19 protein-coding genes are annotated in these 26,340 nt (G+C 56.9%); 9 read left to right on the top strand and 10 right to left on the bottom strand.

What is annotated here, in order from left to right:
* Nucleotides 1-35: 35 nt before the first annotated feature.
* Complete coding sequence (gene barA / locus M2407_RS18445; protein ID WP_115060073.1) at nucleotides 36-2,768, bottom strand: two-component sensor histidine kinase BarA; 2,733 nt, start codon at nucleotides 2,766-2,768, stop codon at nucleotides 36-38.
* A gap of 68 nt (nucleotides 2,769-2,836) precedes the next feature.
* Between barA and rlmD the strand changes: the two genes are divergently transcribed.
* The 8 genes from rlmD to M2407_RS18405 all read left to right on the top strand — a co-directional run bounded on the left by rlmD (nucleotide 2,837) and on the right by M2407_RS18405 (nucleotide 13,996).
* On the top strand, nucleotides 2,837-4,186 hold the full coding sequence (gene rlmD, locus M2407_RS18440) for a 23S rRNA (uracil(1939)-C(5))-methyltransferase RlmD (protein ID WP_259218867.1): 1,350 nt from the start codon (nucleotides 2,837-2,839) through the stop codon (nucleotides 4,184-4,186).
* Nucleotides 4,187-4,195: 9 nt separating this feature from the next.
* Nucleotides 4,196-6,427, top strand: coding sequence for a GTP diphosphokinase (relA, locus tag M2407_RS18435; RefSeq protein WP_020825239.1), 2,232 nt, complete (start codon nucleotides 4,196-4,198; stop codon nucleotides 6,425-6,427).
* A 155-nt stretch (nucleotides 6,428-6,582) separates the two neighbouring features.
* Nucleotides 6,583-7,377 (top strand): nucleoside triphosphate pyrophosphohydrolase, encoded by a 795-nt coding sequence (mazG, locus tag M2407_RS18430; RefSeq protein WP_259218866.1) that lies wholly within the window; start codon nucleotides 6,583-6,585, stop codon nucleotides 7,375-7,377.
* A 375-nt stretch (nucleotides 7,378-7,752) separates the two neighbouring features.
* Nucleotides 7,753-9,390 (top strand): glutamine hydrolyzing CTP synthase, encoded by a 1,638-nt coding sequence (gene pyrG, locus M2407_RS18425; protein WP_020825241.1) that lies wholly within the window; start codon nucleotides 7,753-7,755, stop codon nucleotides 9,388-9,390.
* A gap of 203 nt (nucleotides 9,391-9,593) precedes the next feature.
* A complete protein-coding gene (eno, locus tag M2407_RS18420; protein ID WP_020825242.1) occupies nucleotides 9,594-10,889 on the top strand; it encodes a phosphopyruvate hydratase in 1,296 nt (431 codons plus the stop codon).
* 297 nt (nucleotides 10,890-11,186) lie between these two features.
* Nucleotides 11,187-12,377 carry an FAD/NAD(P)-binding oxidoreductase gene (locus M2407_RS18415; protein ID WP_128864995.1) on the top strand — a complete coding sequence of 397 codons (1,191 nt, stop codon included), beginning with the start codon at nucleotides 11,187-11,189 and terminating at the stop codon, nucleotides 12,375-12,377.
* A gap of 10 nt (nucleotides 12,378-12,387) precedes the next feature.
* Nucleotides 12,388-12,759: a hypothetical protein gene (locus M2407_RS18410; protein ID WP_020825244.1), complete on the top strand. Its 372-nt coding sequence runs from the start codon at nucleotides 12,388-12,390 to the stop codon at nucleotides 12,757-12,759.
* A 46-nt stretch (nucleotides 12,760-12,805) separates the two neighbouring features.
* A complete protein-coding gene (locus M2407_RS18405) occupies nucleotides 12,806-13,996 on the top strand; it encodes a methionine gamma-lyase (protein ID WP_130016192.1) in 1,191 nt (396 codons plus the stop codon).
* 35 nt (nucleotides 13,997-14,031) lie between these two features.
* Here M2407_RS18405 and hutH (M2407_RS18400) read toward each other — a convergent pair whose 3' ends face one another.
* The 8 genes from hutH (M2407_RS18400) to M2407_RS18365 form a co-directional block, all read right to left on the bottom strand.
* The gene (gene hutH, locus M2407_RS18400; RefSeq protein WP_201896490.1) at nucleotides 14,032-15,555 is read right to left on the bottom strand and encodes a histidine ammonia-lyase; all 1,524 of its coding nucleotides are present in this window, start codon (nucleotides 15,553-15,555) and stop codon (nucleotides 14,032-14,034) included.
* 10 nt (nucleotides 15,556-15,565) lie between these two features.
* The gene (locus M2407_RS18395; protein ID WP_259218863.1) at nucleotides 15,566-16,423 is read right to left on the bottom strand and encodes a glycine betaine/L-proline ABC transporter ATP-binding protein; all 858 of its coding nucleotides are present in this window, start codon (nucleotides 16,421-16,423) and stop codon (nucleotides 15,566-15,568) included.
* Nucleotides 16,424-16,428: 5 nt separating this feature from the next.
* Nucleotides 16,429-17,274 carry a proline/glycine betaine ABC transporter permease gene (locus M2407_RS18390; RefSeq protein WP_048762945.1) on the bottom strand — a complete coding sequence of 282 codons (846 nt, stop codon included), beginning with the start codon at nucleotides 17,272-17,274 and terminating at the stop codon, nucleotides 16,429-16,431.
* Between the two features lie 67 nt (nucleotides 17,275-17,341).
* Entirely contained in the window at nucleotides 17,342-18,307 is a 966-nt protein-coding gene (locus M2407_RS18385; RefSeq protein WP_048762946.1) for an ABC transporter substrate-binding protein, read from the bottom strand.
* Nucleotides 18,308-18,359: 52 nt separating this feature from the next.
* Complete coding sequence (locus M2407_RS18380; protein ID WP_142815880.1) at nucleotides 18,360-19,751, bottom strand: amino acid permease; 1,392 nt, start codon at nucleotides 19,749-19,751, stop codon at nucleotides 18,360-18,362.
* Nucleotides 19,752-19,851: 100 nt separating this feature from the next.
* Nucleotides 19,852-21,387: a histidine ammonia-lyase gene (gene hutH / locus M2407_RS18375; RefSeq protein WP_259218861.1), complete on the bottom strand. Its 1,536-nt coding sequence runs from the start codon at nucleotides 21,385-21,387 to the stop codon at nucleotides 19,852-19,854.
* Nucleotides 21,384-23,075 carry a urocanate hydratase gene (gene hutU / locus M2407_RS18370; protein ID WP_044554208.1) on the bottom strand — a complete coding sequence of 564 codons (1,692 nt, stop codon included), beginning with the start codon at nucleotides 23,073-23,075 and terminating at the stop codon, nucleotides 21,384-21,386. Before hutU ends, hutH (M2407_RS18375) begins: the two co-directional genes overlap by 4 nt.
* 464 nt (nucleotides 23,076-23,539) lie before the next feature.
* A complete protein-coding gene (locus M2407_RS18365) occupies nucleotides 23,540-24,886 on the bottom strand; it encodes an aromatic acid/H+ symport family MFS transporter (RefSeq protein WP_046374496.1) in 1,347 nt (448 codons plus the stop codon).
* Nucleotides 24,887-25,207: 321 nt separating this feature from the next.
* Here M2407_RS18365 and queE point away from each other — a divergent pair, with 321 nt between their 5' ends.
* Nucleotides 25,208-25,879 carry a 7-carboxy-7-deazaguanine synthase QueE gene (queE, locus tag M2407_RS18360; RefSeq protein ID WP_115060067.1) on the top strand — a complete coding sequence of 224 codons (672 nt, stop codon included), beginning with the start codon at nucleotides 25,208-25,210 and terminating at the stop codon, nucleotides 25,877-25,879.
* Between the two features lie 29 nt (nucleotides 25,880-25,908).
* On the opposite strand, the gene queD is transcribed toward queE, so the two are convergent.
* Nucleotides 25,909-26,268, bottom strand: coding sequence for a 6-carboxytetrahydropterin synthase QueD (gene queD / locus M2407_RS18355; RefSeq protein ID WP_020825254.1), 360 nt, complete (start codon nucleotides 26,266-26,268; stop codon nucleotides 25,909-25,911).
* Nucleotides 26,269-26,340: the final 72 nt, after the last annotated feature.

Here is a 26,340-nt window from a genome sequence, read left to right as displayed (position 1 = left end):
GCACGCTACGGCGTGCCTTTTTATTGCCTGTTACTTCAGGCCAAATGAGCGCGCGCGGCCTGGCAGACCAGCTCAATCTCATCCAGCAGCTCCAGCCATTCCGGCTCCAAATCATTGCTGCTTACCCCCCGACGCAACTGCTGTTCAATGTAGAAACACAGCTGTTTCAGACGCGGTACGCCGCTGTAGCTGCAACTGCCGTGCAGTTTGTGGATCAAATCCAGAATGTCGGCGTCCGGCGTGCCGTCGAGCATCGCTTGCACGCGTTCGCTAACCTGTGGCAGGAAGTCGAGCAGCATCTGCAAAAGGTCACGGGCCAGATCGGGCTTGTTGGCCGCCTGACGCAGCGCCAGGGCCCAGTCGAGCGACAACGGCGGTTCATTAACGGGAACGGGTGCCGGCGTTACCGGGTCGGGTTCGCCGCTGTGATAGCGGGCCAACACGCGGGTCAGCATGGCTTCGTCAATCGGTTTGGCCAGATAGTCATCCATGCCGGCCTGCAGCAAATGTTCGCGTTCGCCGCTGACCGCATGGGCGGTGACGGCGACGATCGGCGTTGAATTGTGGTGCGGCAGTTGGCGGATCAGCTCGCTGGTTCGAATACCGTCAATGTTGGGCATCTGGATATCCATTAGGATCAAATCCAGCACGTTATCGCGCGCCAGCAGCAGCGCTTCTTCCCCGCTTTCACACAGCAGGGTCTTTTCCACCTGTTCGGCCAGCAGGGTGCCGATCAGTTTCAGGTTGGCCGGATTATCGTCAACCGCCATCACCGTTAGCGGCAGGCGTTTACGTTCCGGCAGCGCAGTGATGCGCGGCGGCGTTTCCATGCGCAGCAGCGGGAACAGGCGATTACTGGTGATTGGCTTGATCAGGCAACCAGCGGCGCCCTGTTGTTTAAGCATTTCGGCGTTGATTTGCGACTGGCAAGGCAGCGCCAGAATCACCCGGTCGGCGACTTTCAAAGCCGCCAGCAGCTTGCTTTCGTGCTGGGCCATATTGTCGCGGAAGGGGATTGGCACGCCCACCAGCAGGAAATCGTAATGTTTCTTCGGCAGTTGGGCCAGCGTAGGTGAATGGGTAATCACCAGTTGGGTGACGTTCAGCATATTGAGCGTCGCCTGCGCTGCCATCGGGTTGGCTTCGATATACCCCAACGTCTTGCCTTGCAGATCCGGCAGGCTTGGCGGCAGCGACAGCATGCCTTCGTGCAGATCGAGCGTGATGTGGAACCAGAAGGTCGAGCCGCGATTCAACTGGCTGTGGAAGCAGATATCGCCGCCCATTTCTTTCACCAGCTTCTGGGTGATCACCAGCCCCAGGCCGGTGCCGCCGTGACGGCGTGAAATACTGGCGTCCGCCTGACGGAACGCCTGGAACAGCTGTGACTGTTGTCGTTCGGAGATGCCGATGCCGGTGTCGTGGATTTGTACTTCCAGCTCAATCTGGCGGTCTTGCAGGCCGCGCAGTTCGACACGGATATCGATGTTGCCGGTTTCGGTAAACTTGATCGCGTTGCCCAGCAGGTTGGTAATGATCTGCTGTAACCGCAGCGAATCGCCGATCACCTGCTCTGGAACGTCGTTGTGCACGTCCAGCGTCAGCTCCAGCCCTTTTTCGTGGGCGCTCGGTGCCAACAGCACAATGACCTCGTCGAGGGTTTCACGCAGTGAGAACGGAATATGTTCCAGCACCAGCTTGCCGGCCTCCAGTTTGGAGAAGTCCAGCACGTCGTTAATGATGGTCAGCAAGTTGTTGGCCGAGCGCTCGATGGTTTGCAGGTAGTCGGTTTGGGTGACGCTCATTTCGGTTTTCAGCATCTGGCGGGTAAAGCCTATCACGCCGTTGAGCGGAGTACGCAGCTCGTGCGACATGTTCGCCAGGAATTCGGATTTGATGCGGGCCGCTTCCTGGGCGCGTTTTTTCGCCAGATCCAGCTCGACGTTCTGGATCTCCATTTGCTCCAGGGTTTCGCGCAGGTCGGAGGTCGCCTGATCGATGTTCTGCTGCATCTCTTCATGGTAGGCCGTGAGCGACATCGCCATTGAGTTGATGCCGTTCTTCAGCATATGCAGTTCGCCCAGCATAAAGCCTTCGACACGGCTGTCGAGCTGACCGCGGCGGATGCGATCGACGGTATTGACCATATTGCGGATCGGGCCGGTGACGTCGCGCATCAGACGGTAAGCGAACAGAATGGCGATACACATGCACAACAACAGCAGCAGGGTGGAAACGAAGACCTCTTTGTATTGCTGCAGGCGAACCGACTGCAGATCCAGCTCGATCGCCACATAACCCAGGCGGTTGTCCTGCTGGAGATCGCTGCTGGCAGCCTGGTCCGGGTACTGGCTCTCTGACAGGATCGGAGTGCGCAGGATCAACGAGTCACCGCGCCGGGTCAGCATCAGATCCGTGGGGATCGGAACCCCCTTCGGCAACTGCAATTGGGTAAAGTTGTGATGGTAATTGGAGGTGACAAACAGATTATTCTGCGCATCAAATACCGTAATTGAACGCACAATATCTGAATGACGGCGATGTAACAGACTGACCAACTGCCTGACCGACTCGCGGCTGCGGAACGTCATGCCGTACTCGCTGGCCACTGCCAACGGTTCGATAATGCTGGCGCCGGCGTCAACCAGTTGTTCTTGCAATTCATTGTAGCGATGCACTACGAAGAAAGTGCTGAGCAACAGACCAATCAACAGCGTTGGGGCCAGAATCAGGATCATCATGCGCGCCCGCAGGCTGTATTTGGTCATGGGTTTCCAATGTGGGAGAATTGCCGGACAATCTCTACTTTAAATGAACCAGCACTCAATCGACAAATATGGCGCAATTCTACTCTCCGAAACGTCGCGTGACGACCCGGCAAAATTCTCCCGTGCTAACACTGACGGTAGACAATCTCGATCCCTTTGGTCAGGGCGTGGCGCACCACAACGGCAAAGCGATTTTCGTCCCGGGGGTATTACCGGGCGAGCAGGCGGAAGTCCAACTCACGGAAGAAAAAAACAAGTTTGCCAAAGGCAGGTTAAAGCGCCTGCTCAGCCGCAGCCCGCAACGTGTCGAACCGGGCTGCCCACACTTTGGCGTGTGCGGCGGTTGCCAGCAGCAACACGCGGATGAAAGCCTGCAGCAGCAGAGCAAGGCGGCGGCCCTGGTGCGAATGATCGCTCGCGAAACCGGCGTTACGCCGCAGCAGGAGCCGGTGATCGCCGGTCCACAATACGGCTATCGCCGTCGCGCCCGTCTCGGGCTGTTGTGGCAGCCCAAACAGCAGCGTCTGGTAATGGGCTTTCGCCAGGCGGCGTCCAGCGATCTGGTGCCGGTGACGCAGTGTCCGGTGCTGCATCCTGAACTGGAACAATTACTGACGCCGTTGCGAGCCTGCCTGAGCGCATTGCAGGTCGCCAGACGACTCGGGCATGTCGAACTGGTGCTGGCAGATAACGGCCCGGTACTGGTTCTGCGCCATCTCGACGCCTTGAAAGAGGATGACCGCCAGGCCTTGCAGGCTTTTGCGCGGACAAAAAACGTAACCATTTATTTGGCGCCGGACAGCGATAGTCTCGAAAAACTGTGCGGTGAAACGCCGTATTATCAGGTCGACGGGCTACGCTTAGACTTCAGTCCGCGTGACTTTATTCAGGTAAATGACCACGTAAATCAGCAAATGGTGGCCCAGGCCCTTGAATGGCTCAGTATTCAACCCAATGATCGGGTATTGGATCTGTTCTGCGGCATGGGCAATTTTACCCTGCCGTTGGCGCGACGCGCCGCTGCGGTGGTAGGCATAGAAGGTGTTGCCACACTGGTAGCGAATGGGCAATATAATGCACATAAGAATAGGCTGAATAACGCCAGCTTCTTCCATGAAAATCTGGAAGAAGACGTTGAGCAACAACCTTGGGCAGCACAAGGATTTGATAAAGTGATGCTGGACCCTGCCCGTGCGGGCGCGGCCGGAGTGATGTCACATATTGTTAAACTGGCGCCAGAGCGGGTGGTTTATGTTTCCTGTAACCCGACCACGCTGGCACGCGACAGCAAAGTGCTGCTGAGCGCCGGTTATCGTCTTGCACGTGTGCGGATGTTGGATATGTTTCCGCATACGGGGCATCTTGAGTCAATGGCGCTGTTTATTAACGGTTCTGCGCCAGAGGTCGCTGCAAAGTAGGGAGAGGGTATGGTTGCGGTAAGAAGTGCACATCTGAACACGGCTGGTGAATTTGCTCTCGACGAGTGGATTGCCAGCTTGGGGCTACCTAACCCGCAGTCATGTGAGCGATTAGCCGCAACCTGGCGTTACTGTGAGCAGCAGACCCAGAACCATCCTAATGCGCCGCTGTTGCTGTGGCGCGGGCTGGAAATGGTCGAGATCCTCTCTACTCTGAGCATGGATAACGACAGCATGCGCGCCGCGCTGCTGTTCCCGCTGGTGGACGCCGGCATCGTGCAGGAAGAAACCCTGACCGAAGAGTTCGGCAAGGGCATCACCTATCTGGTGCATGGCGTACGCGATATGGACGCCATCCGCCAACTGAAAGCCACTCAAAACGATTCGATGGCCTCCGAACAGGTCGACAACGTGCGCCGCATGCTGTTGGCGATGGTGGAGGATTTCCGCTGCGTGGTCATCAAGCTGGCGGAGCGTATCGCTCACCTGCGCGAAGTGAAAGATGCGCCGGAAGACGAGCGCGTGCTGGCGGCAAAAGAGTGTTCGAATATCTATGCGCCGCTGGCTAACCGTCTGGGTATCGGGCAGCTCAAATGGGAACTGGAAGATTTCTGCTTCCGCTACCTGCATCCGGACGAGTACAAACGCATCGCCAAGCTGCTGCACGAACGCCGCATCGATCGCGAACAGTTTATTGACGATTTCGTCGCCTCGCTGCGTAATGCGATGGTCGATGAAGGCGTCAAGGCGGACATCTACGGCCGTCCAAAACACATTTACAGCATCTGGCGCAAGATGCAGAAGAAGGCGTTGGCGTTTGACGAGCTGTTTGACGTGCGCGCGGTACGCGTGGTGGTCGAACGCTTGCAGGACTGCTATGCCGCGCTGGGGATTGTGCATACCCACTTCCGCCATCTGCCGGATGAGTTCGACGACTACGTCGCCAACCCGAAACCCAACGGTTATCAGTCGATCCACACCGTAGTACTGGGGCCGCGCGGGAAAACGCTGGAAATTCAGATCCGCACCCGGCAGATGCATGAAGATGCAGAACTGGGTGTCGCCGCGCACTGGAAATACAAAGAGGGTGCGGTTGCGACGGTTCGCTCAGGCTACGAGGAACGTATCGCCTGGCTGCGCAAACTGATCGCCTGGCAGGAAGAGATGGCGGACTCCGGCGAGATGCTCGACGAGGTTCGCAGCCAGGTGTTCGACGATCGGGTTTATGTATTCACCCCGAAAGGCGACGTGGTGGATCTGCCAGCCGGCTCTACGCCGCTCGACTTCGCTTACCATATTCACAGCGACGTCGGCCACCGTTGCATCGGTGCCAAAATTGGCGGCCGCATCGTGCCCTTTACCTATCAGCTGCGGATGGGAGACCAGATTGAAATCATCACCCAGAAGCAGCCGAACCCAAGCCGCGACTGGCTGAACCCGAACCTCGGTTATATCACCACCAGCCGTGGACGCTCCAAGATCCACAACTGGTTCCGCAAGCAGGATCGCGATAAAAATATCCTTGCCGGTCGCCAGATGCTGGACAGCGAGCTGGAACACCTCGGTATCAGCCTGAAAGAGGCCGAGAAGCTGCTGATCCCGCGTTACAACATGAATTCGCTGGATGAAATACTGGCGGCGATTGGCGGCGGTGATATTCGCCTGAATCAGATGGTGAATTTCCTGCAGGGCAAGTTCAACAAACCGAGCGCCGAAGAGCAGGATCGCGAAGCGCTGCGGCAGTTGGTGCAGCAGAAAGCGCCGCCGGCAACCCGCAGCAAGGACAACGGCCGGGTGGTGGTGGAAGGGGTAGGCAACCTGATGCACCACATTGCCCGTTGCTGCCAGCCGATCCCGGGCGACGATATTATCGGTTTTATCACCCAGGGGCGCGGCATCTCCATTCACCGTGCGGACTGTGACCAACTGGTGGATCTGCAATCGCACGCGCCGGAACGTATCGTGGATGCGGTGTGGGGCGAAAGCTATTCCAGCGGTTACTCGCTGGTGGTGCGCGTGATGGCCAACGATCGCAGCGGCCTGTTGCGTGACATCACCACCATTTTGGCCAACGAAAAGGTCAACGTGCTGGGCGTCGCCAGCCGCAGCGACACCAAAAAACAGCTGGCAACCATCGATATGGACATTGAAATCTACAACCAACAGGTACTGGGCCGGGTGTTAGCCAAGCTCAATCAACTGCCGGACGTGATAGACGCCAAACGCCTGCACGGCAGCTAAATCAGCTGCGTCTTTCGGGCCACATCATTGTTGGCCAGGCTCCGTGGCTTCAGTTATCGTAGGGGGCGAACCTATTCGCCCCGATTGACCCGGGCGCAGCACGCTGCGCCGCTACATTAATGACCGGCGCCGATTCTTTTGTCAGAGACTTTCTTATGACCCAACCTTCTCCACTGCACCGCTTGCTGAACATCATGAAAACGCTGCGCGATCCGCAGGTCGGTTGCCCATGGGACCGCAAACAAACCTTCGCCACCATCGCTTCTTACACGCTGGAAGAAACCTACGAGGTACTGGACGCTATCGAACGTCAGGACTACGGCGATCTGCGTGACGAACTGGGGGACCTGCTGTTCCAGGTGGTGTTCTACGCCCAGATGGGCCAGGAGCAGGGGCTGTTTGACTTCGACGAGGTGTGTAACGCCATCAGCGATAAGCTGGAACGCCGTCATCCGCACATTTTCGGGGAAGCCGATGCCGCCGACAGCGAGGCCGTTGCGGCCCGCTGGGAGCAGTTGAAGGCCGGTGAGCGTGCAGAGAAAGCGCTGCATTCTGCGCTGGATGACATTCCTCAGGCGCTGCCGGCGCTGATGAAGGCGCACAAGATTCAGAAACGCTGCGCTTCGGTCGGTTTTGACTGGCATACGTTGGGCCCGGTGCTGGACAAGGTGTACGAAGAGATTGACGAAGTGATGCATGAAGCGCAGCAGGCGGTAGTCGACGAACAGAAACTGGAAGAGGAAATCGGCGATCTGCTGTTCGCCACGGTGAATTTATCGCGCCATCTTGGCCATAAGGCAGAAAATGCGTTGCAGGCAGCCAACCGCAAGTTCGAGCGCCGTTTCCGTCAGGTAGAAGAGATTATCCAACAGCGTGGGCTGCAGATGGGCGAAGCAACGCTGGAGCAGATGGAAGAGGCGTGGCAGCAGGTTAAGCGCCAGGAAAACTAATCTGCCGCTCGGGTGTCCTAGGATTGCCGCAGTAGCTTAATCTTGATCGGCGACAAGGTTCACCCAAGCTGAAACGGTTAAGCTCAGAGCCATAGTTTGCTGAACCGTGGCTTACCGACATCAAAACGCCAACAAACTGAAATCTAAGGCGTTTTATTGTCTCGAAAGGGCGGAAAAATAAATTTTTCTGTGCTAACTCATTGTTTTAAAAAGACAGGCTCTGGCAGGCCGATAGAGTAAACCCTGATGAACCCTTGATGGTGACAGAGATGATGGACAGTAAAACGATCGTTTGTAGGTCTGGAGAGGTTCGGGTATACTACTTTCCCGTCTTGGTTCTTCCATCGTCTTTAAACCTAAACTCTCAGGTTCAGCATGACAACTAATTATATTTTTGTGACCGGCGGGGTCGTATCCTCTCTGGGTAAAGGCATTGCCGCAGCCTCTCTGGCGGCTATTCTTGAAGCCCGTGGCCTCAACGTTACCATCATGAAACTGGACCCGTACATCAACGTGGATCCGGGCACCATGAGCCCGATTCAGCATGGGGAAGTTTTCGTCACCGAAGACGGCGCAGAAACCGATCTGGATTTGGGTCACTACGAGCGCTACATCCGCACCAAAATGTCACGCCGCAACAACTTCACCACCGGTCGCATTTACTCCGACGTTCTGCGTAAAGAACGCCGTGGCGACTATCTGGGCGCAACCGTACAGGTCATCCCGCACATCACCAACGCGATCAAAGAGCGCATCCTCGAAGGCGGCGAAGGCCACGACGTGGTGTTGGTTGAGATCGGCGGTACCGTCGGCGATATCGAATCGCTGCCGTTCCTGGAAGCCATCCGCCAGATGGCCGTGGAAGTGGGCCGTGAGCACACCCTGTACATGCACCTGACTCTGGTGCCGTACATGGCCGCTGCCGGTGAAGTGAAAACCAAACCTACTCAGCATTCCGTAAAAGAACTGCTTTCCATCGGTATTCAGCCAGATGTGCTGATTTGCCGTTCCGATCGCACAGTTCCTGCTAACGAACGCGCGAAAATCGCACTTTTCTGTAACGTGCCGGAAAAAGCCGTTATCTCCCTGAAAGACGTTGATTCTATTTATAAAATCCCAGGCCTATTGAAATCTCAGGGGCTTGATGATTATATTTGTAAACGATTCAGCCTCAACGCGCCGGAAGCCAACCTGGCCGAGTGGGAGCAGGTTATTTACGAAGAAGCCAATCCGGGCGGCGAAGTGACTATCGGTATGGTCGGCAAATATGTCGAACTGCCGGATGCTTATAAGTCGGTGATTGAAGCGCTGAAACACGGCGGCCTGAAAAATCGTCTGACCGTGAACATCAAGCTGATCGACTCGCAGGATGTTGAAACCCGCGGCGTAGAAGTGCTTAAAGGTCTGGATGCGATCCTGATCCCAGGCGGCTTCGGCTACCGTGGCGTAGAAGGCAAGGTGATGACCGCGCGTTATGCGCGTGAAAACAACATCCCTTATCTGGGCATCTGCCTGGGTATGCAGGTGGCGCTGATGGAGTTCGCCCGCAACGTTGTGGGTATGGAGAACGCCAACTCAACCGAGTTTGTGCCAGACTGTAAGTACCCGGTGGTGGCATTGATCACCGAATGGCGTGACGAAGACGGCAACGTCGAAGTCCGTACCGAAGAAAGCGATTTGGGTGGCACGATGCGTGTCGGTGGCCAGCAATGTCACCTGACCGACAATAGCCTGGTACGTCAGATGTACGGCGAACCGACCATTGTTGAACGTCATCGTCACCGTTATGAAGTTAACAACATGCTGTTGAAGCAAATTGAAGCCGCCGGGCTGTTGGTTGCCGGCCGTTCCGCAGACAACAAGCTGGTTGAGATTATCGAACTGCCGAATCACCCGTGGTTTGTAGCTTGTCAGTTCCACCCGGAATTTACTTCGACGCCGCGTGATGGTCATCCGTTGTTCGCCGGCTTTGTGAAGGCCGCTGGTGAGTATCAGAAGCGCCAGGTGAAATAAAATATTTGGTAGGCGGCGCGCAGTATATTTACCCCAAATAATTGGGGTTACATCAAGGCGGCAAGAGACTGAGTCCCGATGAGCTGACATAAGTCAGTGATTCGGGTGAATGAACGTAGCCAACACAGATGTAGCCTCAAGTATGAAGGGTATGCGCGCTGTTTGTCTGGAGTTTTAGTTTAACTTGTACTGAGGAAAACCTAATGTCCAAAATCGTTAAAGTCATCGGTCGTGAAATCATCGACTCCCGCGGTAACCCGACTGTTGAAGCCGAAGTGCATCTGGAAGGCGGTTTCGTAGGTCTGGCTGCTGCGCCGTCAGGTGCTTCTACCGGTTCCCGTGAAGCACTGGAACTGCGTGACGGTGACAAGTCTCGTTTCCTGGGTAAAGGCGTACTGAAAGCCGTTGCTGCAGTAAACGGCCCGATCGCTCAGGCAGTATTGGGCAAAGATGCCAAAGACCAGGCTAACATCGACAAGATCATGATCGACCTGGACGGTACTGAGAACAAATCCCAGTTCGGCGCTAACGCCATTCTGGCGGTTTCCCTGGCAGCGGCTAAAGCGGCTGCAGCTTCCAAAGGTATGCCGCTGTATGAGCACATCGCTGAGCTGAACGGCACTCCAGGCAAATTCTCTATGCCACTGCCTATGATGAACATCATCAACGGCGGCGAGCACGCTGACAACAACGTCGACATTCAGGAATTCATGATTCAGCCGGTTGGCGCGAAAACCCTGAAAGAAGCCGTTCGCATCGGTTCTGAAGTTTTCCATCACCTGGCGAAAGTGCTGAAGGCCAAAGGCCTGAACACCGCTGTAGGTGACGAAGGCGGCTACGCACCAAACCTGGGTTCCAACGCCGAAGCGCTGGCTGTTATCGCTGAAGCGGTAAAAGCAGCAGGCTACGAGCTGGGCAAAGACGTGACCCTGGCGATGGACTGTGCGGCTTCCGAGTTCTACAAAGACGGTAAATACGTCCTGGCCGGCGAAGGCAACAAAGCCTTCACTTCCGAAGAGTTCACTCACTTCCTGGAAGAGCTGACCAAACAATATCCAATCGTGTCTATCGAAGACGGCCTGGACGAATCTGACTGGGATGGTTTCGCATACCAGACCAAAGTGCTGGGCGACAAAATCCAGCTGGTGGGCGACGACCTGTTCGTTACCAACACCAAGATCCTGAAAGAAGGTATCGAGAAAGGCATCGCTAACTCCATCCTGATCAAATTCAACCAGATCGGTTCTCTGACCGAAACTCTGGCTGCTATCAAGATGGCGAAAGACGCAGGCTACACCGCGGTGATCTCTCACCGTTCAGGTGAAACCGAAGACGCAACCATCGCCGACCTGGCTGTGGGTACTGCGGCTGGCCAGATCAAAACCGGTTCTATGAGCCGTTCTGACCGCGTTGCTAAATACAACCAACTGATCCGTATCGAAGAAGCGCTGGGTGCACGCGCTCCGTTCAATGGCCTGAAAGAAGTTAAAGGTCAGTAATAACGGTTTGGTTCGTTGCTAAATGAAACCCGCTCCGGCGGGTTTTTTTATCACTGGTTATTTACATAAGTGATAGTGAGTTATTTATTATTATTGAACTAATATCGTATTATCTGTTTTTTAACTTGATGTATTAATTATAATAATAAAATTCCTATTTTATATATTCTCTTTTCTATTGCTTTATATTTTTTCGTTACTAGACTGCCAGTAAGGCAGAAGAATTAAGCCTGTATTCCTGCCTCCATTCGTTTCCCTAAAAATTGCCGAGCCGTGACTCGGCTGGGTGAGGGCTTGATGCGAAACAGGATTGTGATAGTCGGTGGGGGTACCGGAGGGACCATATTGGCCAATTTACTGGCCACGAAATTACATCGGGAAATATTGAATAATAAAGTTGAGTTATTGATGATTTCGGATTCTCCGATTCATTATTATAAACCCGCTTTTATGTACGTTGCCTTTAACGCTTTTTTCAAACAGGAATTAACCCGCTCACAGCAAAGCCTGCTGCGTCCGGAAATTCAGTTTATTGTCGATAAAGCGGAGCGCTTTGATTTAACTCAGCGAGTGATCCATACCCGCAGTGGCAAACAGTACCCGTATGATTTTCTGGTGTTTGCCACCGGCTGCGTGCCCTGGCCGGAGCGTATCGAAGGGTTGGCGCGGGCAGGCGATCATTTTTACCAATATCAGGCCGCCCGCCAGCTGGCACAAAAGCTGTCGAGCATCGAAAAAGGCCGAATTTTTATCACCGTCTCCTTCCCCGAAACGCCCAATGTGCCGCACCAGTGCGGTATTGCCCCGATAGAAACCACCCTGATGCTCGATGATTACCTGCGTCGACGCGGAGTGCGTAAAGCGGTTGAAATTGTTTATACCTACCCCAGTGTTTCGCAGTTGCTGCGTAACTGCCTGTTTTTACAGCGTCCAACCGCAGAGGCCTTGCCCGGTATTTTCGCCGCGCGGGATATTCGCCACCAGCGCGGGTTTACTCTCAGCCGGGTGGATGAGCAGCAGAAAATCGCTTATTCCGCCGAAGGTGAGCAACAGCCGTTCGATATTTTGATGGCGACTCCGCCAATTCGTGCGGTAGAAGCGGTGCGGAACACGGGGTTGAGCGAGGGGCATAAAGGGGAAGGCTGGTTGCCGACCGACCATCAGACGCTGCAGGTCTACGGTCAGCAAGGGGTCTATGTTATCGGTGATACGGTGGATTTGCCGGTCAGCAAGGCCGGTGGCTCCTGCCACAATCAGGCGCCGGTGATTGCCGACAATATCGTGGCGGAACTGAGGCTGGGCCAGACCGTTAGCCACTACGACGGCAAGGTGCAGGCCATTGCTCAAATGGGGCTGCAAGCCGGGATGCCGCTGGTTTACGACTACCGCAACGATGTGCTGCCGACGCCTTCAACCAAAGTCGGCGGCATGCTTCGCAACGGTTTTAATCGCGGACTCTACTGGGCGACGGTACGCGGGCTGATTTAACGGAGGGCCTATGAACGCATCTGAACATGAACCCCTGGCGGCTTTGCTGGAGAAGCTACAGCCGCTGCTGGCCGGTGGTCGGCTCGATAACGTGGTCGATCTGCTGTCGCTGCTGTCTGACCTGGTGGATATCGCCGATAACGCGCTGGTGGAAAAACTCTCCGGCGTCTTTGAAGGCCTGGTGGCTGCGGGATGGGAGGGCGGAATGGCGTTGAAAATGGCGCATACCGAGTTGCAGTTGGATCCCTCACCCGTCAATTTTCGTGCGCTGTACGCCTTGTTGCGGCAGCCGGATACCTTACTGGGCTTGATGCTGGTGCTGCGTACTTTGCAAATCGTTGGCCAGCGTATGCGCAGCAGCGCACTGCCCACGGACGTTTGAACGAACTAAGCATCATTGTTTTCACTCACTCAGGTAAGGAGTTGTCATGTCTGCCATCTTCAGGCAAGCCTTTGCAACACGCGCGATCCATCACGGTTACGATCCTCAGCAGTATCTGGGAGCGCTCTGTCCCCCGGTGTTTATGAGCTCGACCTTTACGTTCCCGACGGCGGAATATGGCGGTGCCTGCTTTGAAGGCACTGAGCCGGGGTATTTTTATTCACGCATCGCCAACCCGACCCTCAACCTGCTGGAACAGCGGATAGCCAATCTGGAGGGGGGCGAAGCTGCGGTGGCGTTTTCCTCCGGTATGGGCGCGATTACCGCCTGCTGCTGGACACTGCTCAATCCGGGCGACGAGCTGATCGTTGACGAGACGATTTACGGCTGCACCTTCAGTTACTTTCATCACGGATTGGCGCGCTACGGCGTGAAAATAACTCACGTCGACCTGACCCGCCCGGAGCGTCTGGCGGCGGCGATCGGCCCCCGGACCCGCATGGTGTATTGCGAAACGCCGGCCAACCCGAATATGCGTTTGGTCGATATTACCGCAGTCGCCGAAATTGCTCATCGCCAACAGGCGCTGTTGCTGGTGGATAACACCTATTGCACCCCGTATCTGCAACGGCCGCTGGAACAGGGGGCCGATATAGTGGTGCACTCCGCAACCAAATACATCGGGGGGCATGGTGATCTGTTGGCCGGACTGGTGGTGACGCGCCAGGATTTGGCGCAGGACATCCGTTTAGTTGGGCTGAAAGACATGAACGGTGCGGTGCTGTCTGCCCAGGATGCGGCATTGCTGCTGCGCGGGCTGAAAACCCTGCCGTTGCGTATGGAACGCCATTGCGACAACGCCCAGCGTTTGGCGGAAATGCTGGCTCAGCATTCGGCGGTAGAACGTGTCTATTATCCCGGGCTGGAGGATTTTCCCCAGTATGAGTTGGCGCAGCGGCAAATGGCACGGCCTGGCGGCATGCTGGCGTTTGAACTCAAAGGCGGTATGGCGGCGGGCATTCGCTTCCTCAATGCGCTGCGTTTGATCTTGCGCGCGGTCAGCCTGGGGGATTGCGAATCGCTGGCGCAGCATCCCGCCAGCATGACCCACTCGGCCTACAGTCCCGAAGAGCGGCAGCGTCACCATATCAGCGACGGGCTGATACGCTTGTCCGCCGGCCTGGAAGATCTTGGCGACCTGCAGGCCGATATCCGCCAGGCCTTGGCGCAAAGCTAGCCTTGATGCCCCCGGCCAGTGGGAAGGGGCAAGCGTTAGCCAAGTGCAGGGGCAATCTCCGCCAGCGCCTGTTCGTCCTGCAACAGCGCGGCGCTGCTGGCAATGTCGGGCGCCAGCCAGCGATCCTGATGGTAAGGTTCTACCCTTTGACGCAGCAGTCGCCAGGCGCGCCCGGTACCTTCGCCGACGCGTTGCGGTTGCAAAAACTCGAAGGCCTGCGCCGCCAACAGATATTCAATCGCCAGGATCTGGTTAACGTTGGCCAACAGCTTATGCAGCCGCAATGCCGCACCGGTTCCCAGACTGAGGTGATCTTCCTGCAGCGCCGAAGTGACATAATTATCCACTACGCAAGGCTGGGCCAGCTGACGGTTCTCTGCGCACAGCGATGCCGCCACGTATTGAGCGATCATCATGCCGGAGTTGACGCCCGGCTCACTGACCAAAAATGGCGGCAAACCGCTGACCAGCGGGTTAATCAGACGATCGATGCGCCGTTCCGCAATACCGCCGAGTTCGGCGATAGCGATCGCCAGCACATCGGCGGCCATCGCGACCGATTCGCCGTGCGGATTGGCCTGTGACATGACGCGGAAGTTATCCGGCGTGCCAAGCAGCAACGGATTATCGGTGGTGCCGTTCAGCTCGGTTTCAATCTGTCGTTCGGCATGAGCCATTTGATCGCGGCAGGCTCCGTGCACCTGTGGAATCGAGCGGATGCTCAGCGCATCCTGAGTGCGAATACCTTTGCTGGCGGCAATCACCTCGCTGCCGTGCAGTAGCGCCCGCAGATTGGCGCCCACCCGTTGCATGCCAGGGTGCGGTTTCAACGCCAGTATTTCCTCGTCGAAGGCGGCAATTTGTCCACGCAGGGCTTCAAAGCTCATGGCACCCAATACGTCTGCCCAACGCGCCAGTCGCCAGGCGTCGGCCAGCGCCAGGCAGCTCAGTCCGGTCATGCAGGGCGTACCATTGACCAGGCACAGGCCATCTTTGGCCCCGAGCGGTGGCAGCGCTATGCCTTCTTCCGCCAGAGCCTGAGCGGCGGGGACGATTTGCCCGCGATAGCTGACCTCGCCGAGCCCGAGCAGGGCAACGCCGACGTGCGCCATATGGGTCAGATAGCCGACCGATCCCTGCGACGGCACCTGAGGCGTGACGCCGTGGTTAAGCAGCGCCAGCAGCGCCTCAACCACCGACTGGTGGATGCCGGATTTACCGTGGCTGTAGTTCACGATAGCGCAGCAAATAATGGCGCGGGTCTGTTCGTCGCTCAGCGGTGTACCTACCCCACAGGCGTGGCTCATCAGGGTATTGCGCGATAGCTGTGCCAACTGTTCGCCGTGCAGCGCCTGGTTACAGAGCGCGCCCAGGCCGGTATTGACGCCGTAGGCGCGTTGTTCACTGGTGACGATTTGCTGAACGATAGCCTGCGCGTTCTCAATACGTGCCCAGGCCGCGTCAGACAGGCTGAGCGGCACCCTATGGCGCGCCACCGCCACCACGTCCTGCCAGCGCAGCGGCTGGCGGTCGATCTCTACTGACGAAGGATAGTGCATTTGGGTTTCCTCAAGCATGGGCCACCCTCATCGGGCGGGGCTTTTGCACATTTTCATCCAGCGCCAGACGGCGTTGCACGAAGCGGTTAACGTATTCGTCGGCCGGGTTGTTAAGAATGTCCTGCGGCGTGCCGACCTGGATCAGTTTGCCGTCCTTGAGGATCGCGATCCGGTTGCCGATGCGAACCGCCTCATCGAGATCGTGGGTGATAAACACCAGCGTTTTGAGCAGCTCTTTTTGCAGCGCCAGCAGTTGATCCTGCATCTCGGCGCGAATCAACGGATCCAGTGCGCTGAAGGCTTCGTCTAGCAAAATGATGTCGGTATCGGTGGCCAGCGCACGCGCCAGCCCGACGCGTTGGCGCATGCCGCCGGAGAGTTGATGCGGATAGGATTTCTCATAGCCCTTCAGCCCTACGGTGTTGATCCAGTGCAGCGCACGCTCCTGATACACCTCTTTATTCTCCCCCCGCACTTTCAGGCCGTAGCCCACGTTGTCCAGCACCGTTTTGTGCGGCAGCAGGCCAAAGCTCTGAAACACCATGCTGATCTTGTGGCGACGGAAGTGCTCAAGCTGCTTTTCGTCGTAGCGCAGGATATCTTCACCGTCTACCAGGATCTGGCCGCTGGTGGGATCGATTAGACGGTTGAAGTGGCGTACCAAGGTGGATTTTCCCGATCCGGACAGGCCCATGATCACGAAGATCTCACCGGCTTCGATCGACATCGACAGATCGTGCACGCCGATCACGCAGTCCGTCGCGGCCTGCACTTCCTGCTTGGTTTTTCCTTGTTGGCTCAGTGCCAGCGCCGCCGCCGTTTTATGGCCGAAGATCTTGTAGACGTTTTTGATTTCTATTTTGTTCATCGGGGTTACCTCGCAACGGCGGTGTGGCCGTAAGCCTGAGTGATGCGATCAATGACCACGGCCAGAATGACGATCGCCAGCCCGGCTTCCAGTCCCAGCCCGACGTTCAGCGTCTGAATGCCCACCAACACGTCTTCGCCCAGCCCACGAGCGCCGATCATTGACGCGACCACTACCATCGACAACGACATCATGGTGGTCTGGTTGATACCGGCCATGATGCTCGGCAGCGCCAGCGGCAACTGGACGCCGAACAGCTTCTGCCAGCGGTTGGCGCCAAAGGCGGTGACGGACTCCATCACTTCCTTGTCCACCTGGCGGATGCCCAAATCGGTCAGGCGGATCAGCGGTGGCGTGGCATAGATCACCGTCGCCAGAATGGCCGGCACCTTGCCCAGGCCGAACAGCATCAATACCGGGATCAGGTAGACGAAGCTCGGCATGGTTTGCATCACGTCCATCAGCGGCATCATTACCGCCCGTACGCGATCGCTACGCGCCGCCAATATGCCTTGCGGAATGCCGATAATCACCGCCAGCAGCGTGGCGACCAGCACCAGCGCCAGGGTTTGCATCAATTTGTCCCACATCCCGGCGGTACCGACCAGCAGCAACAGGCCGACGATCACCAGGGTTGGCAGCCAACGGCGGGTGGCGTGCCAGGCCAGTAGCCCGACCACGGCCAGCATCACCCACCATGGGGTGGCGCGCAGCAGGCTTTCGAGGTGGATCACCGCCCACAGCAAGGTGTCGGAGATCTTGCGGAACATATCGCCATAGTTGGTGACCAACACGTCGACCCAGCGGTTGATCCAATCGGCGATGGAAAAGGTAAAGCGTTCTGGAAACATAAATTTTCCCCTGTCTGGCCCGAAACCTATCCGATTACGGGTGGGTGTTCACGGAATGCCAAAGCGCTTACAAGGAAGCCTCAATTTTTTTCGCTGCGTCTTCGCTGACCCACTGTTTCCAGATATCCGGGTGCTGCTTGAAGAACTCCAGCGCCAGCTTCTGTGAGCTGATGCGTTCCTTGCTCATGCGCGCCAGATTCTGATTAATCAGACTGAGCGGCAGATTCACTTTTGACAACACCTGCACCAGTTCAGGCGCCTGCTGGTTAAACACGCTGGAAATGCCGACCTTGATGTGGATATTCTTGTCCACGCCCGGTTCTTCCAGTTTCACCAGATCGAGCTGGCCCATGATCGGGGTAGGGGACCAATAGTAGAAGAGGATAGGTTCGCCGCGACGGTAGCTGGAAAGAATAGCGGTATCCAGCGCCGGGCCGGTGCCTGGGCGGAAGTTGGTGAATTTGTCGTCCAACTTGAATTTTTTCAGGATCGCGCTGTTGTCCAGTTCGCAGGTCCAGCCGGCGGGGCAGTTGTAAAAGCGGCCTTTGTCCGGCTCTTCCTGATCGCGAAACACCTGCACGTATTTGGCGAGATCCGGGATGCTTTTCAGATCCGGCGCCAGCGGTTTCAACTTACGCTTGGCATCGCCTTCAATCACATAACGTGGCACGTACCAGCCTTCAACTGCGCCGACAATGGGGGCGCCGACGCTGACCGCTTTACCCGCTTTCTCGGCCTTGTTCCAGACCTCACTGCGGCCGATCCACTCTTCGGCGAAAATCTGAATGTCGTTGGTGCCGACCGCCTGCTCCATGGTGATGGAGTTGCCCGGCAGGGCGTCGGTTTTGCAGTCGTAACCCTTTTGCAGTACGTATTGCATCACGTCGGTCAGCAGCATGCCGCTTTCCCAGTTCAGTCCGGCGAACTTGACCGGTTTGCCGGATTCGCACCAGCCTGCTGCGCGTGCGGAGAGGCTGCCTGTCATCAGCCCGAGCGCGATCAGCGGTATCCATAATTTGTGTCGTGTTTGCATGTTGATACTCCACGTTAATGACGAAGAGCCCGGGAACGGCGGGCTCGTGAGACTAATACTGTGGTGAGGACGTGACGGGTGAACCCCCGCCTTTTTTACGTACCCACAACCAGTAAGCCAGGGTAAGGAAGGCTACCCACACCAACCCCACGTACAGGGCAATGCGGCTGTCTTCGAAGTAACCGAGCAGGCCGATGACGAACAGCATAAATATCGTCGCCAGTGCCGGTGCGACCGGCCACCAGGGAACCGGGAAGCTCAGCTTGCTGACCTCTTGCGGCGTCAGCGTGCGGCGCATGGCAATTTGTGACAGCAGGATCATCAGCCAAACCCAAACGGTGGCGAAGGTGGCGATGGAGGCGATGATCATAAACACCTGTTTTGGGATCAGGTAATTGAGCACCACCCCCAACAGCAGGGCAATGGACATCACCAGCACCGTCATCCAGGGCACGCCGTTACCGGTCAGGCGAGTGAAGCTTTTGGGTGCCTGACCTTCCTGCGCCATGCCGTACATCATGCGGCCGGCACCGAAGATATCGCTGTTGATGGCGGAAATGGCGGCGGTGATCACCACCACATTCAGCACGTTGGCGGCGGAACTGATCCCCAGATTGCTGAAGATCTCAACAAACGGGCTGCCGTTTTGGCCGATGCTGTTCCAGGGATAGATCGCCATCAGCACCAGCAGCGTCAGCACGTAGAACAGCAGAATGCGAATCGGTACCGCATTGATCGCTTTCGGCAACACCTTCGCGGGGTCTTTCGCCTCGCTGGCGGTAATGCCGATGATCTCAATGCCGCCGAAGGCAAACATCACCACCGCCAGCGAGGCAACCACGCCGCCGATGCCGTTAGGCATAAAGCCACCGTGCTGCCACAGGTTGCTGAGGCCGGTGGCATGCTGAGTCTGACCGAAGCCAAACAGCATCACCGCCGCGCCGCCGATGATCATCGCGACGATTGCCGCCACCTTGATCAACGACAGCCAGAACTCCATTTCGCCGAACACTTTCACGCTGCACAGGTTGAGCGCGCCGATGAACATGATGATGCTGAGTACCCACACCCATTGGGCAACGTCCGGGAACCACAGCCCCATATAGATGCCGAAGGCGGTGACGTCAGCCAGGGCAACAATCACCATTTCGAAGGTATAGGTCCAGCCGGTGAGGAAACCGGCCAAGGGGCCAAGGTAATGGCTGGCATAATGACCGAAGGAGCCGGAGACCGGCTGATGCACCGCCATTTCACCCAGCGCGCGCATCACCATAAAGACCGCCGCGCCGCCGACCAGATAAGCCAGCAGCACCGCAGGACCGGCCAACTGGATGGCTCCGGCGGAGCCGTAGAACAGACCGGTGCCGATGGCCGAGCCGAGCGCCATAAAGCGGATATGCCGCGCGTTTAGTCCGCGTCTGAGTTGTTTTGTTTCGTTATGCATGTTGCTTCCCGTCGAGTTTTTACGGCAGAACAGGCACGCGCTATCCGCACCGGGTGGAACGCACCCGGTGGGACAGAACAAACTGCGTGGTAGGTTTTATTTATGCCTGGCTAGGCAGCAATGCCGCAGGCATCAGCGAGGTCAGATGACCGGTTGCCAACAGCAGGCTGGCAGCTTCAATGTCGGGGGCGAAGAAACGATCCTTGTCATAGTAACTGACTTGCTCGCGCAGCACGCGGCGTGCCTGCTCCAGACTTTCGGTGGTTTTCAGGCCCTTGCGCAAATCCAATCCCTGGCAGGCCGCCAGCCATTCGACGGCCAGAATACCGCGCACGTTATCCGCCATTTCCCACAGGCGGCGTCCTGCAGCCGGTGCCATGGAAACATGGTCTTCCTGGTTGGCGGAGGTCGGGATGCTGTCGACACTGTCCGGATGCGCCAGCGCTTTGTTTTCGCTGGTCAGTGCCGCGGCGGTAACCTGGGCAATCATAAAGCCGGAGTTCACGCCGCCGTTGTCCACCAGGAATGGGGGCAGTTGCGACATGTGTTTATCCATCATCAGCGAGATACGACGTTCGGACAGCGAGCCGATTTCGGCAAATGCCAGCGCCAGATTGTCGGCAGCCATCGCGACCGGTTCGGCGTGGAAGTTGCCGCCGGACAGGACATCGCCCTGTTCTGCGAATACCAATGGGTTGTCGGATACCGCATTGGCTTCGACCTCCAGCACTTCGCTGGCCTGGCGGATCTGCGTCAGGCACGCACCCATCACCTGCGGTTGGCAGCGCAGGGAGTAGGGATCTTGTACCTTTTCGCAGTTGCGATGCGAGTCGGACACTTCGCTGCGTTCGCCCAGCAGATGGCGGTAAGCGGCGGCGGCATCGATCTGGCCACGTTGGCCGCGTACGGCGTGAATACGTGCGTCAAACGGGCTGCGAGAACCCAGAGCGGCTTCCACCGTCAGGCTGCCGGTGACCGTGGCTGCGGCGTACAGGTCTTCTGCGTCAAACAGGCCGCGCAGCGCGAAGGCGGCGGAAACCTGGGTGCCGTTCAGCAGCGCCAGGCCTTCTTTGGCCGCCAGCGTGAGCGGCTTCAGGCCTGCTTTGGCCAGTGCCTCGGTGGCAGGCAGCCATTCGCCTTGATAGCGGGCCTTGCCTTCGCCCAGCAGCACCAGACTCATGTGTGCCAGCGGAGCCAAATCGCCGGAGGCGCCCACGGAGCCCTTCAGCGGGATATGCGGATAGACTTCGGCGTTGACCAAGGCCATCAGCGCCTGGATCACTTCCAGACGGATGCCGGAGAAACCGCGCGACAGGCTGTTGATCTTCAACACCATAATCAGGCGAACCAGGTTGTCGTCGGTCGGCGCGCCAACGCCAGCAGCATGTGACAACACGATCGAACGTTGCAGATTTTCCAGGTCTTCAGGTGCAATGCGTGTAGACGCCAGCAGGCCGAAACCGGTATTGATGCCGTAGGTGGTGCGGTTTTCTTCGACAATGCGTTCAACGCAGGCCACGCTCTGCTGGATAGCGGCGTAGGCATTGTCGTCCAACGTCAGGGTCACCGGGTATTGATAAACGTCGCGCAGTTGAGCCAGAGTCAGTTGGCCTGGGCGGATAGTCAGCGCTTTCATGCTTTGTCTCCTTGAGTCGCGGCCACCATCGGCAGGTTCAAACCTTGCTCACGGGCGCATTCAATCGCAATGTCGTAACCGGCATCGGCATGACGCATCACGCCAGTGGCAGGGTCATTATGCAACACGCGGGCGATACGTTCGGCGGCTTCGTCGGTGCCGTCACAAACGATAACCATACCGGAATGCTGCGAGAAGCCCATGCCGACGCCACCGCCGTGGTGCAGGGAAACCCAGGTCGCCCCGCTGGCGGTATTGAGCAGGGCGTTAAGCAGCGGCCAGTCGGAAACGGCGTCCGAACCGTCCTGCATAGATTCGGTTTCGCGGTTCGGGCTGGCGACCGAGCCGGAGTCCAGATGGTCACGGCCGATCACGATCGGTGCGGACAGTTCGCCACTGCGTACCATTTCGTTGAAAGCCAGGCCCAGCTTGGCGCGCTGGCCCAGACCGACCCAACAGATACGTGCCGGCAGGCCCTGGAAGCTGATGCGTTCGCGCGCCATATCCAGCCAGCGATGCAGATGCTCGTCATCCGGGATCAGCTCTTTAACCATGGCGTCGGTTTTGTAGATGTCTTGCGGATCGCCGGACAGTGCAGCCCAGCGGAACGGGCCGATACCGCGACAGAACAGCGGACGGATATAGGCAGGCACGAAGCCTGGGAAATCGAAGGCGTTGTTGACGCCCATTTCTTTCGCCATCTGACGAATGTTGTTGCCGTAGTCGAAGGTCGGTACGCCCATTTTCTGGAACGCCAGCATGGCTTCGACGTGTTCAGCCATCGACTGCTTGGCGGCGGTCACCACCTGCGCAGGTTCGGTTTGTGCACGTTCGCGGTACTCTTCCCAGCTCCAGCCTTTTGGCAGATAGCCGTTCAGCGGATCGTGGGCGCTGGTCTGGTCGGTGACCATGTCCGGGCGCACGCCGCGGCGCACCAGTTCTGGCAGAATGTCTGCCGCATTGCCGCACAGGGCGATGGAGATGGCTTTGCCTTCGGCGGTGTATTTCTTGATGCGAGCCAGCGCGTCGTCCAGATCTGTCGCTTGTTCATCGACATAACGGGTCTTCAGACGGAAATCGATACGGCTTTGTTGGCATTCGATGTTCAGTGAACAGGCGCCTGCCAGCGTAGCGGCCAGCGGTTGCGCGCCGCCCATACCGCCCAGACCGGCGGTCAGCACCCAGCGGCCCTGCAGGCTGCCGTCGTAATGCTGGCGACCCGCTTCCACGAAGGTCTCGTAGGTGCCCTGGACGATGCCCTGGCTACCGATATAGATCCAGCTGCCGGCGGTCATTTGGCCGTACATGGCCAGGCCTTTGGCGTCCAGTTCGTTAAAGTGTTCCCAGGTGGCCCAATGTGGCACCAGGTTAGAGTTGGCAATCAGTACGCGTGGCGCGTTGCTGTGGGTTTTGAATACCCCGACCGGTTTGCCGGACTGAACCAGCAGCGTTTCGTCTTCTTCCAACGTTTTCAGGGTGGCGACAATTTTGTCGTAGCAGTCCCAGTCACGCGCGGCGCGGCCAATACCGCCGTACACCACCAGCTCATGCGGGTTTTCCGCCACTTCCGGATCGAGGTTGTTCATCAGCATGCGCAACGGCGCTTCGGTCAGCCAGCTTTTTGCATTTAATTTTGTGCCGCGTGGCGCGCGTACATCGACATTGCGAACTTTGTTATTTGCAGTCACAGCATTTTCCTCAAACAGTATCGGTGCAGATCCCATGGTGCGGTGGGGGGAATCACCACACCATAACAATGCGTAGGGTTTATTAACATATACTTGTATGTACAAGCATATGCAACACCGACCAGTGAGCGGCTAAAAAGGCATAAGGGAAAGTTATTTTTGTTTTAAATCAATGTGATAGCTTTCATTTTGACGCCTGAGCTATTAGGCTCGCACTGAAGAACAGTGAGCTATTCAACAAAAATGAATTAAAAATGGGTCATTTTTGAGCGGCTAATCACAATAAATTTACATACCCATTACAAGTTAGGGCGAGCGATAAAAAAGTCCTATCGCTGGAGAGGGTGAAGCCATTGACAGAGTGCTGTGTTGTTTTGTGGTAGGGGCGCCGCATGCTGCGCCCAATAGCATAATCAATGGGTTAAATCGGGTCGAACATGTTCGACCCCCTACCGGTTTAGCCCTTATACGGGTTTGTCAGCCGGTTGCAGCGTCGCTCTTCGGGTCATTTTGAAAACTGTAGCGATGGCGGCGATCAGCGCCGGCACGCACAGGAACATCAAAATGCTCTGCACTTCCCATTGCATGGCCAGCAACTGTGCCCCCATCATGGTGCCCGCCACGCCGCCAAAGCGGCCGATGCCCTGCATCCAGGCTATGCCTGTTGCGCGACTGTGGGTCGGGTAGAAAGTGGCTGCCAGCGTTTGCAGACCGGATTGCGCACCGTTCATGGTGATGCCCATCAGGAAGATAAACGTACCCAGCAGCACGATATGGCTGTCCTCGGTCGCCATTGCCACAATCAGCAGGGCGGTAATGACAAAGCCGCTCGACACCACCTTATGGGCGTTCCAGCGGTCCATCAGCCAGCCGGCCACCAGAATGCCAAGCGTGCCGCCGAAGGTGAACAGCGAGGTCAAAATGGCCGACTGCTCCAGTTGATAGCCCAGCCCCTGCATCAGGATCGGCATCCAGCTCAGCAGCACGTAATAAATTACCAGGCCCATAAAGTACGTCAGCCACAGCATCAGCGTGCCGGTCAGATAAGGGCGGGTGAACAACAGGCCGACGCTGGTTTTGGACTGTGCCAATTTCTCTTCATACAGATAAAAGCGCGTCACGTTATCGAGATTCTGGCTAACAAAACGCTGGGCAATACGTTTGATTTTTGCCGCATCCTTACCGCGGTTCACCATGTATTTCACCGATTCCGGCAGGAACAGGATCAACAATACCGTCAGCGCCAACGGAGCGATCGCCCCCAGCAACAGCACGCTATGCCAGCCATACGCCGGGATCAGCCAAGACGAAATCGCACCACCGCCGGCCGCACCCAGCGGGAAGCCGCAGTACATGGTGTTAATCGCCAGGGAACGGCAGCGTTGTGGCGCATATTCGGAAATCAGCGTGATGGCGTTCGGCATCGCCGCCCCTAATCCCAGGCCGGTGAGGAAGCGCCACAGCGTCAGGCTATTGAGCGAGCCAGCGTAGGCGGTAGCCAGGCTCGACAGGCCGAAGAACAGACAAGAAAACACCAGCACCCGTTTGCGGCCGATACGATCGGAAATCGGTCCGGCGACCAGAGCGCCAAGGGACAGGCCCAGCAGCGCGGCGCTCAGCACCGGGCCCAGATCCTGTTTAACAATGCCCCAGTCTTTGGCGACCGAAGGAGCGATATACCCCATGGCCGCCGTGTCAAAGCCATCAATGGCCAGGATCAGGAATCCCAAAATGATCAAGGTCCAGTGAAACAGCGAAAATTTGCTGTCATCGATGGCCTGCTGAATATTCAACTCGGTGGAATGAGCCATGGCAACCTCTAACGCAGATGTGATTGTGTGGATAAATCGCCGGAACTGATGCCCGGCTTGTGCTTGCCTGTCTATACATCTGCGCGCAGGCGCTTTATGTCAAATATATTTATCTTATGCGTTAAATAAATGTTGTTTTTGCGAAGCAGATTACATCGTAAACACAAGGAGATTGCTCAGTAAGCAAATAAAATGAAGCGGATAGCCGGTGAGATACGCTGGCGAAGGCGGGTAGGATAAAATTTAATACAATTTCGCCCGTTTGGTCGCCGGGCTGGAATCTGCGATAATCCCTTTTTACCTTTCCAGATTGAGAAACCGATGCAGTACCCGATTAATGAAATGTTCCAAACCTTGCAGGGCGAAGGCTTTTTCACCGGCGTTCCAGCCATCTTTATTCGCTTGCAGGGCTGCCCGGTAGGATGCAGCTGGTGCGACACCAAACATACCTGGGAAAAGGAAGCCAATCGGGAAGTCGATATGCAGCGGATCCTGGTGAAAACCGAAGAGAGCGACGCCTGGGGCAGCGCCAACGCCGAGCAGCTGTTGGCGGTGATGCGTCAACAGGGTTATACCGCACGCCACGTGGTAATCACCGGCGGCGAGCCCTGCATCTATGATCTGACTCCGCTGACCCAGTTGCTGGAAGACAACGGCTACGGCTGCCAGATTGAGACCAGCGGCACCCACGAAATCCGGTGTTCGGCGAAAACCTGGGTGACGGTATCCCCCAAGGTGAATATGCGCGGCGGCATGAAGGTGTTGGATCAGGCTTTGCAGCGCGCTGATGAAGTGAAGCACCCGGTTGGGCGTGAGCGTGATATCGAAGCATTGGATGCGCTGCTGGCGACGCTGCATGATGAGAAGCCGCGTATTATCGCGCTGCAGCCGATCAGCCAGAAGGAAGAGGCGACTCGCCTGTGCATCGAAACCTGCATTGCGCGCAACTGGCGCCTGTCGATGCAGACCCATAAATATCTGAACATCGCATAAAATTCAGGGCGCCATTGGGCGCCCTTTCTTTAACCTTTATACACGCATCCCGCGGTACAGGTTTCTTTCACCATCACCGCAGTCAGCTCCGGCAACTGGGGTTTGAGCTGTTGCCAGATCCAGGCGGCAAGCACTTCGCTGGTGGGATTTTCCAATCCTGGAATATCGTTCAGATAATGGTGATCCAGGCGCTCCCAAATAGGGGAGAACACGGCTTTAAGCTCGGCGAAATCCATCACCCAACCGGTATGTGCATCCACTTCACCGGTTACTTCCAGACGCACCATAAACGAATGCCCGTGCAAACGGCCACATTTATGGCCCTCAGGTACGTGCGGCAAACGGTGTGCGGCTTCAAACTGAAAATCTTTAAACAGCGTGGTTGCCATTATTACGGCCTCATTGACTCAAAAACCGCCGAAGTTTACCGGAAACGGAGCCTGCTTGCCATTTATACCGCT

Origin of the sequence: Serratia sp. BIGb0234 (assembly GCF_024809915.1) — a bacterium.
Lineage (GTDB): Bacteria > Pseudomonadota > Gammaproteobacteria > Enterobacterales > Enterobacteriaceae > Serratia > Serratia liquefaciens.
Note: the sequence above shows the minus strand (reverse complement) of the source record. Positions and strands in the feature narration are given on the sequence as shown.

Bases quoted from the DNA above. Each gene is read 5' to 3' on its own strand.
- relA (WP_020825239.1), top strand. From the start codon at position 4,196: ATGGTTGCGGTAAGAAGTGCACATCTGAACACGGCTGGTGAATTTGCT.
- rlmD (WP_259218867.1), top strand. From the start codon at position 2,837: ATGGCGCAATTCTACTCTCCGAAACGTCGCGTGACGACCCGGCAAAAT.
- M2407_RS18380 (WP_142815880.1), bottom strand. From the start codon at position 19,751: ATGCATAACGAAACAAAACAACTCAGACGCGGACTAAACGCGCGGCAT.
- eno (WP_020825242.1), top strand. From the start codon at position 9,594: ATGTCCAAAATCGTTAAAGTCATCGGTCGTGAAATCATCGACTCCCGC.
- M2407_RS18390 (WP_048762945.1), bottom strand. From the start codon at position 17,274: ATGTTTCCAGAACGCTTTACCTTTTCCATCGCCGATTGGATCAACCGC.
- barA (WP_115060073.1), bottom strand. From the start codon at position 2,768: ATGACCAAATACAGCCTGCGGGCGCGCATGATGATCCTGATTCTGGCC.
- M2407_RS18365 (WP_046374496.1), bottom strand. From the start codon at position 24,886: ATGGCTCATTCCACCGAGTTGAATATTCAGCAGGCCATCGATGACAGC.
- mazG (WP_259218866.1), top strand. From the start codon at position 6,583: ATGACCCAACCTTCTCCACTGCACCGCTTGCTGAACATCATGAAAACG.
- queE (WP_115060067.1), top strand. From the start codon at position 25,208: ATGCAGTACCCGATTAATGAAATGTTCCAAACCTTGCAGGGCGAAGGC.
- M2407_RS18395 (WP_259218863.1), bottom strand. From the start codon at position 16,423: ATGAACAAAATAGAAATCAAAAACGTCTACAAGATCTTCGGCCATAAA.
- hutH (WP_201896490.1), bottom strand. From the start codon at position 15,555: ATGCACTATCCTTCGTCAGTAGAGATCGACCGCCAGCCGCTGCGCTGG.
- M2407_RS18410 (WP_020825244.1), top strand. From the start codon at position 12,388: ATGAACGCATCTGAACATGAACCCCTGGCGGCTTTGCTGGAGAAGCTA.
- pyrG (WP_020825241.1), top strand. From the start codon at position 7,753: ATGACAACTAATTATATTTTTGTGACCGGCGGGGTCGTATCCTCTCTG.
- queD (WP_020825254.1), bottom strand. From the start codon at position 26,268: ATGGCAACCACGCTGTTTAAAGATTTTCAGTTTGAAGCCGCACACCGT.
- hutH (WP_259218861.1), bottom strand. From the start codon at position 21,387: ATGAAAGCGCTGACTATCCGCCCAGGCCAACTGACTCTGGCTCAACTG.
- M2407_RS18385 (WP_048762946.1), bottom strand. From the start codon at position 18,307: ATGCAAACACGACACAAATTATGGATACCGCTGATCGCGCTCGGGCTG.
- M2407_RS18405 (WP_130016192.1), top strand. From the start codon at position 12,806: ATGTCTGCCATCTTCAGGCAAGCCTTTGCAACACGCGCGATCCATCAC.
- M2407_RS18415 (WP_128864995.1), top strand. From the start codon at position 11,187: ATGCGAAACAGGATTGTGATAGTCGGTGGGGGTACCGGAGGGACCATA.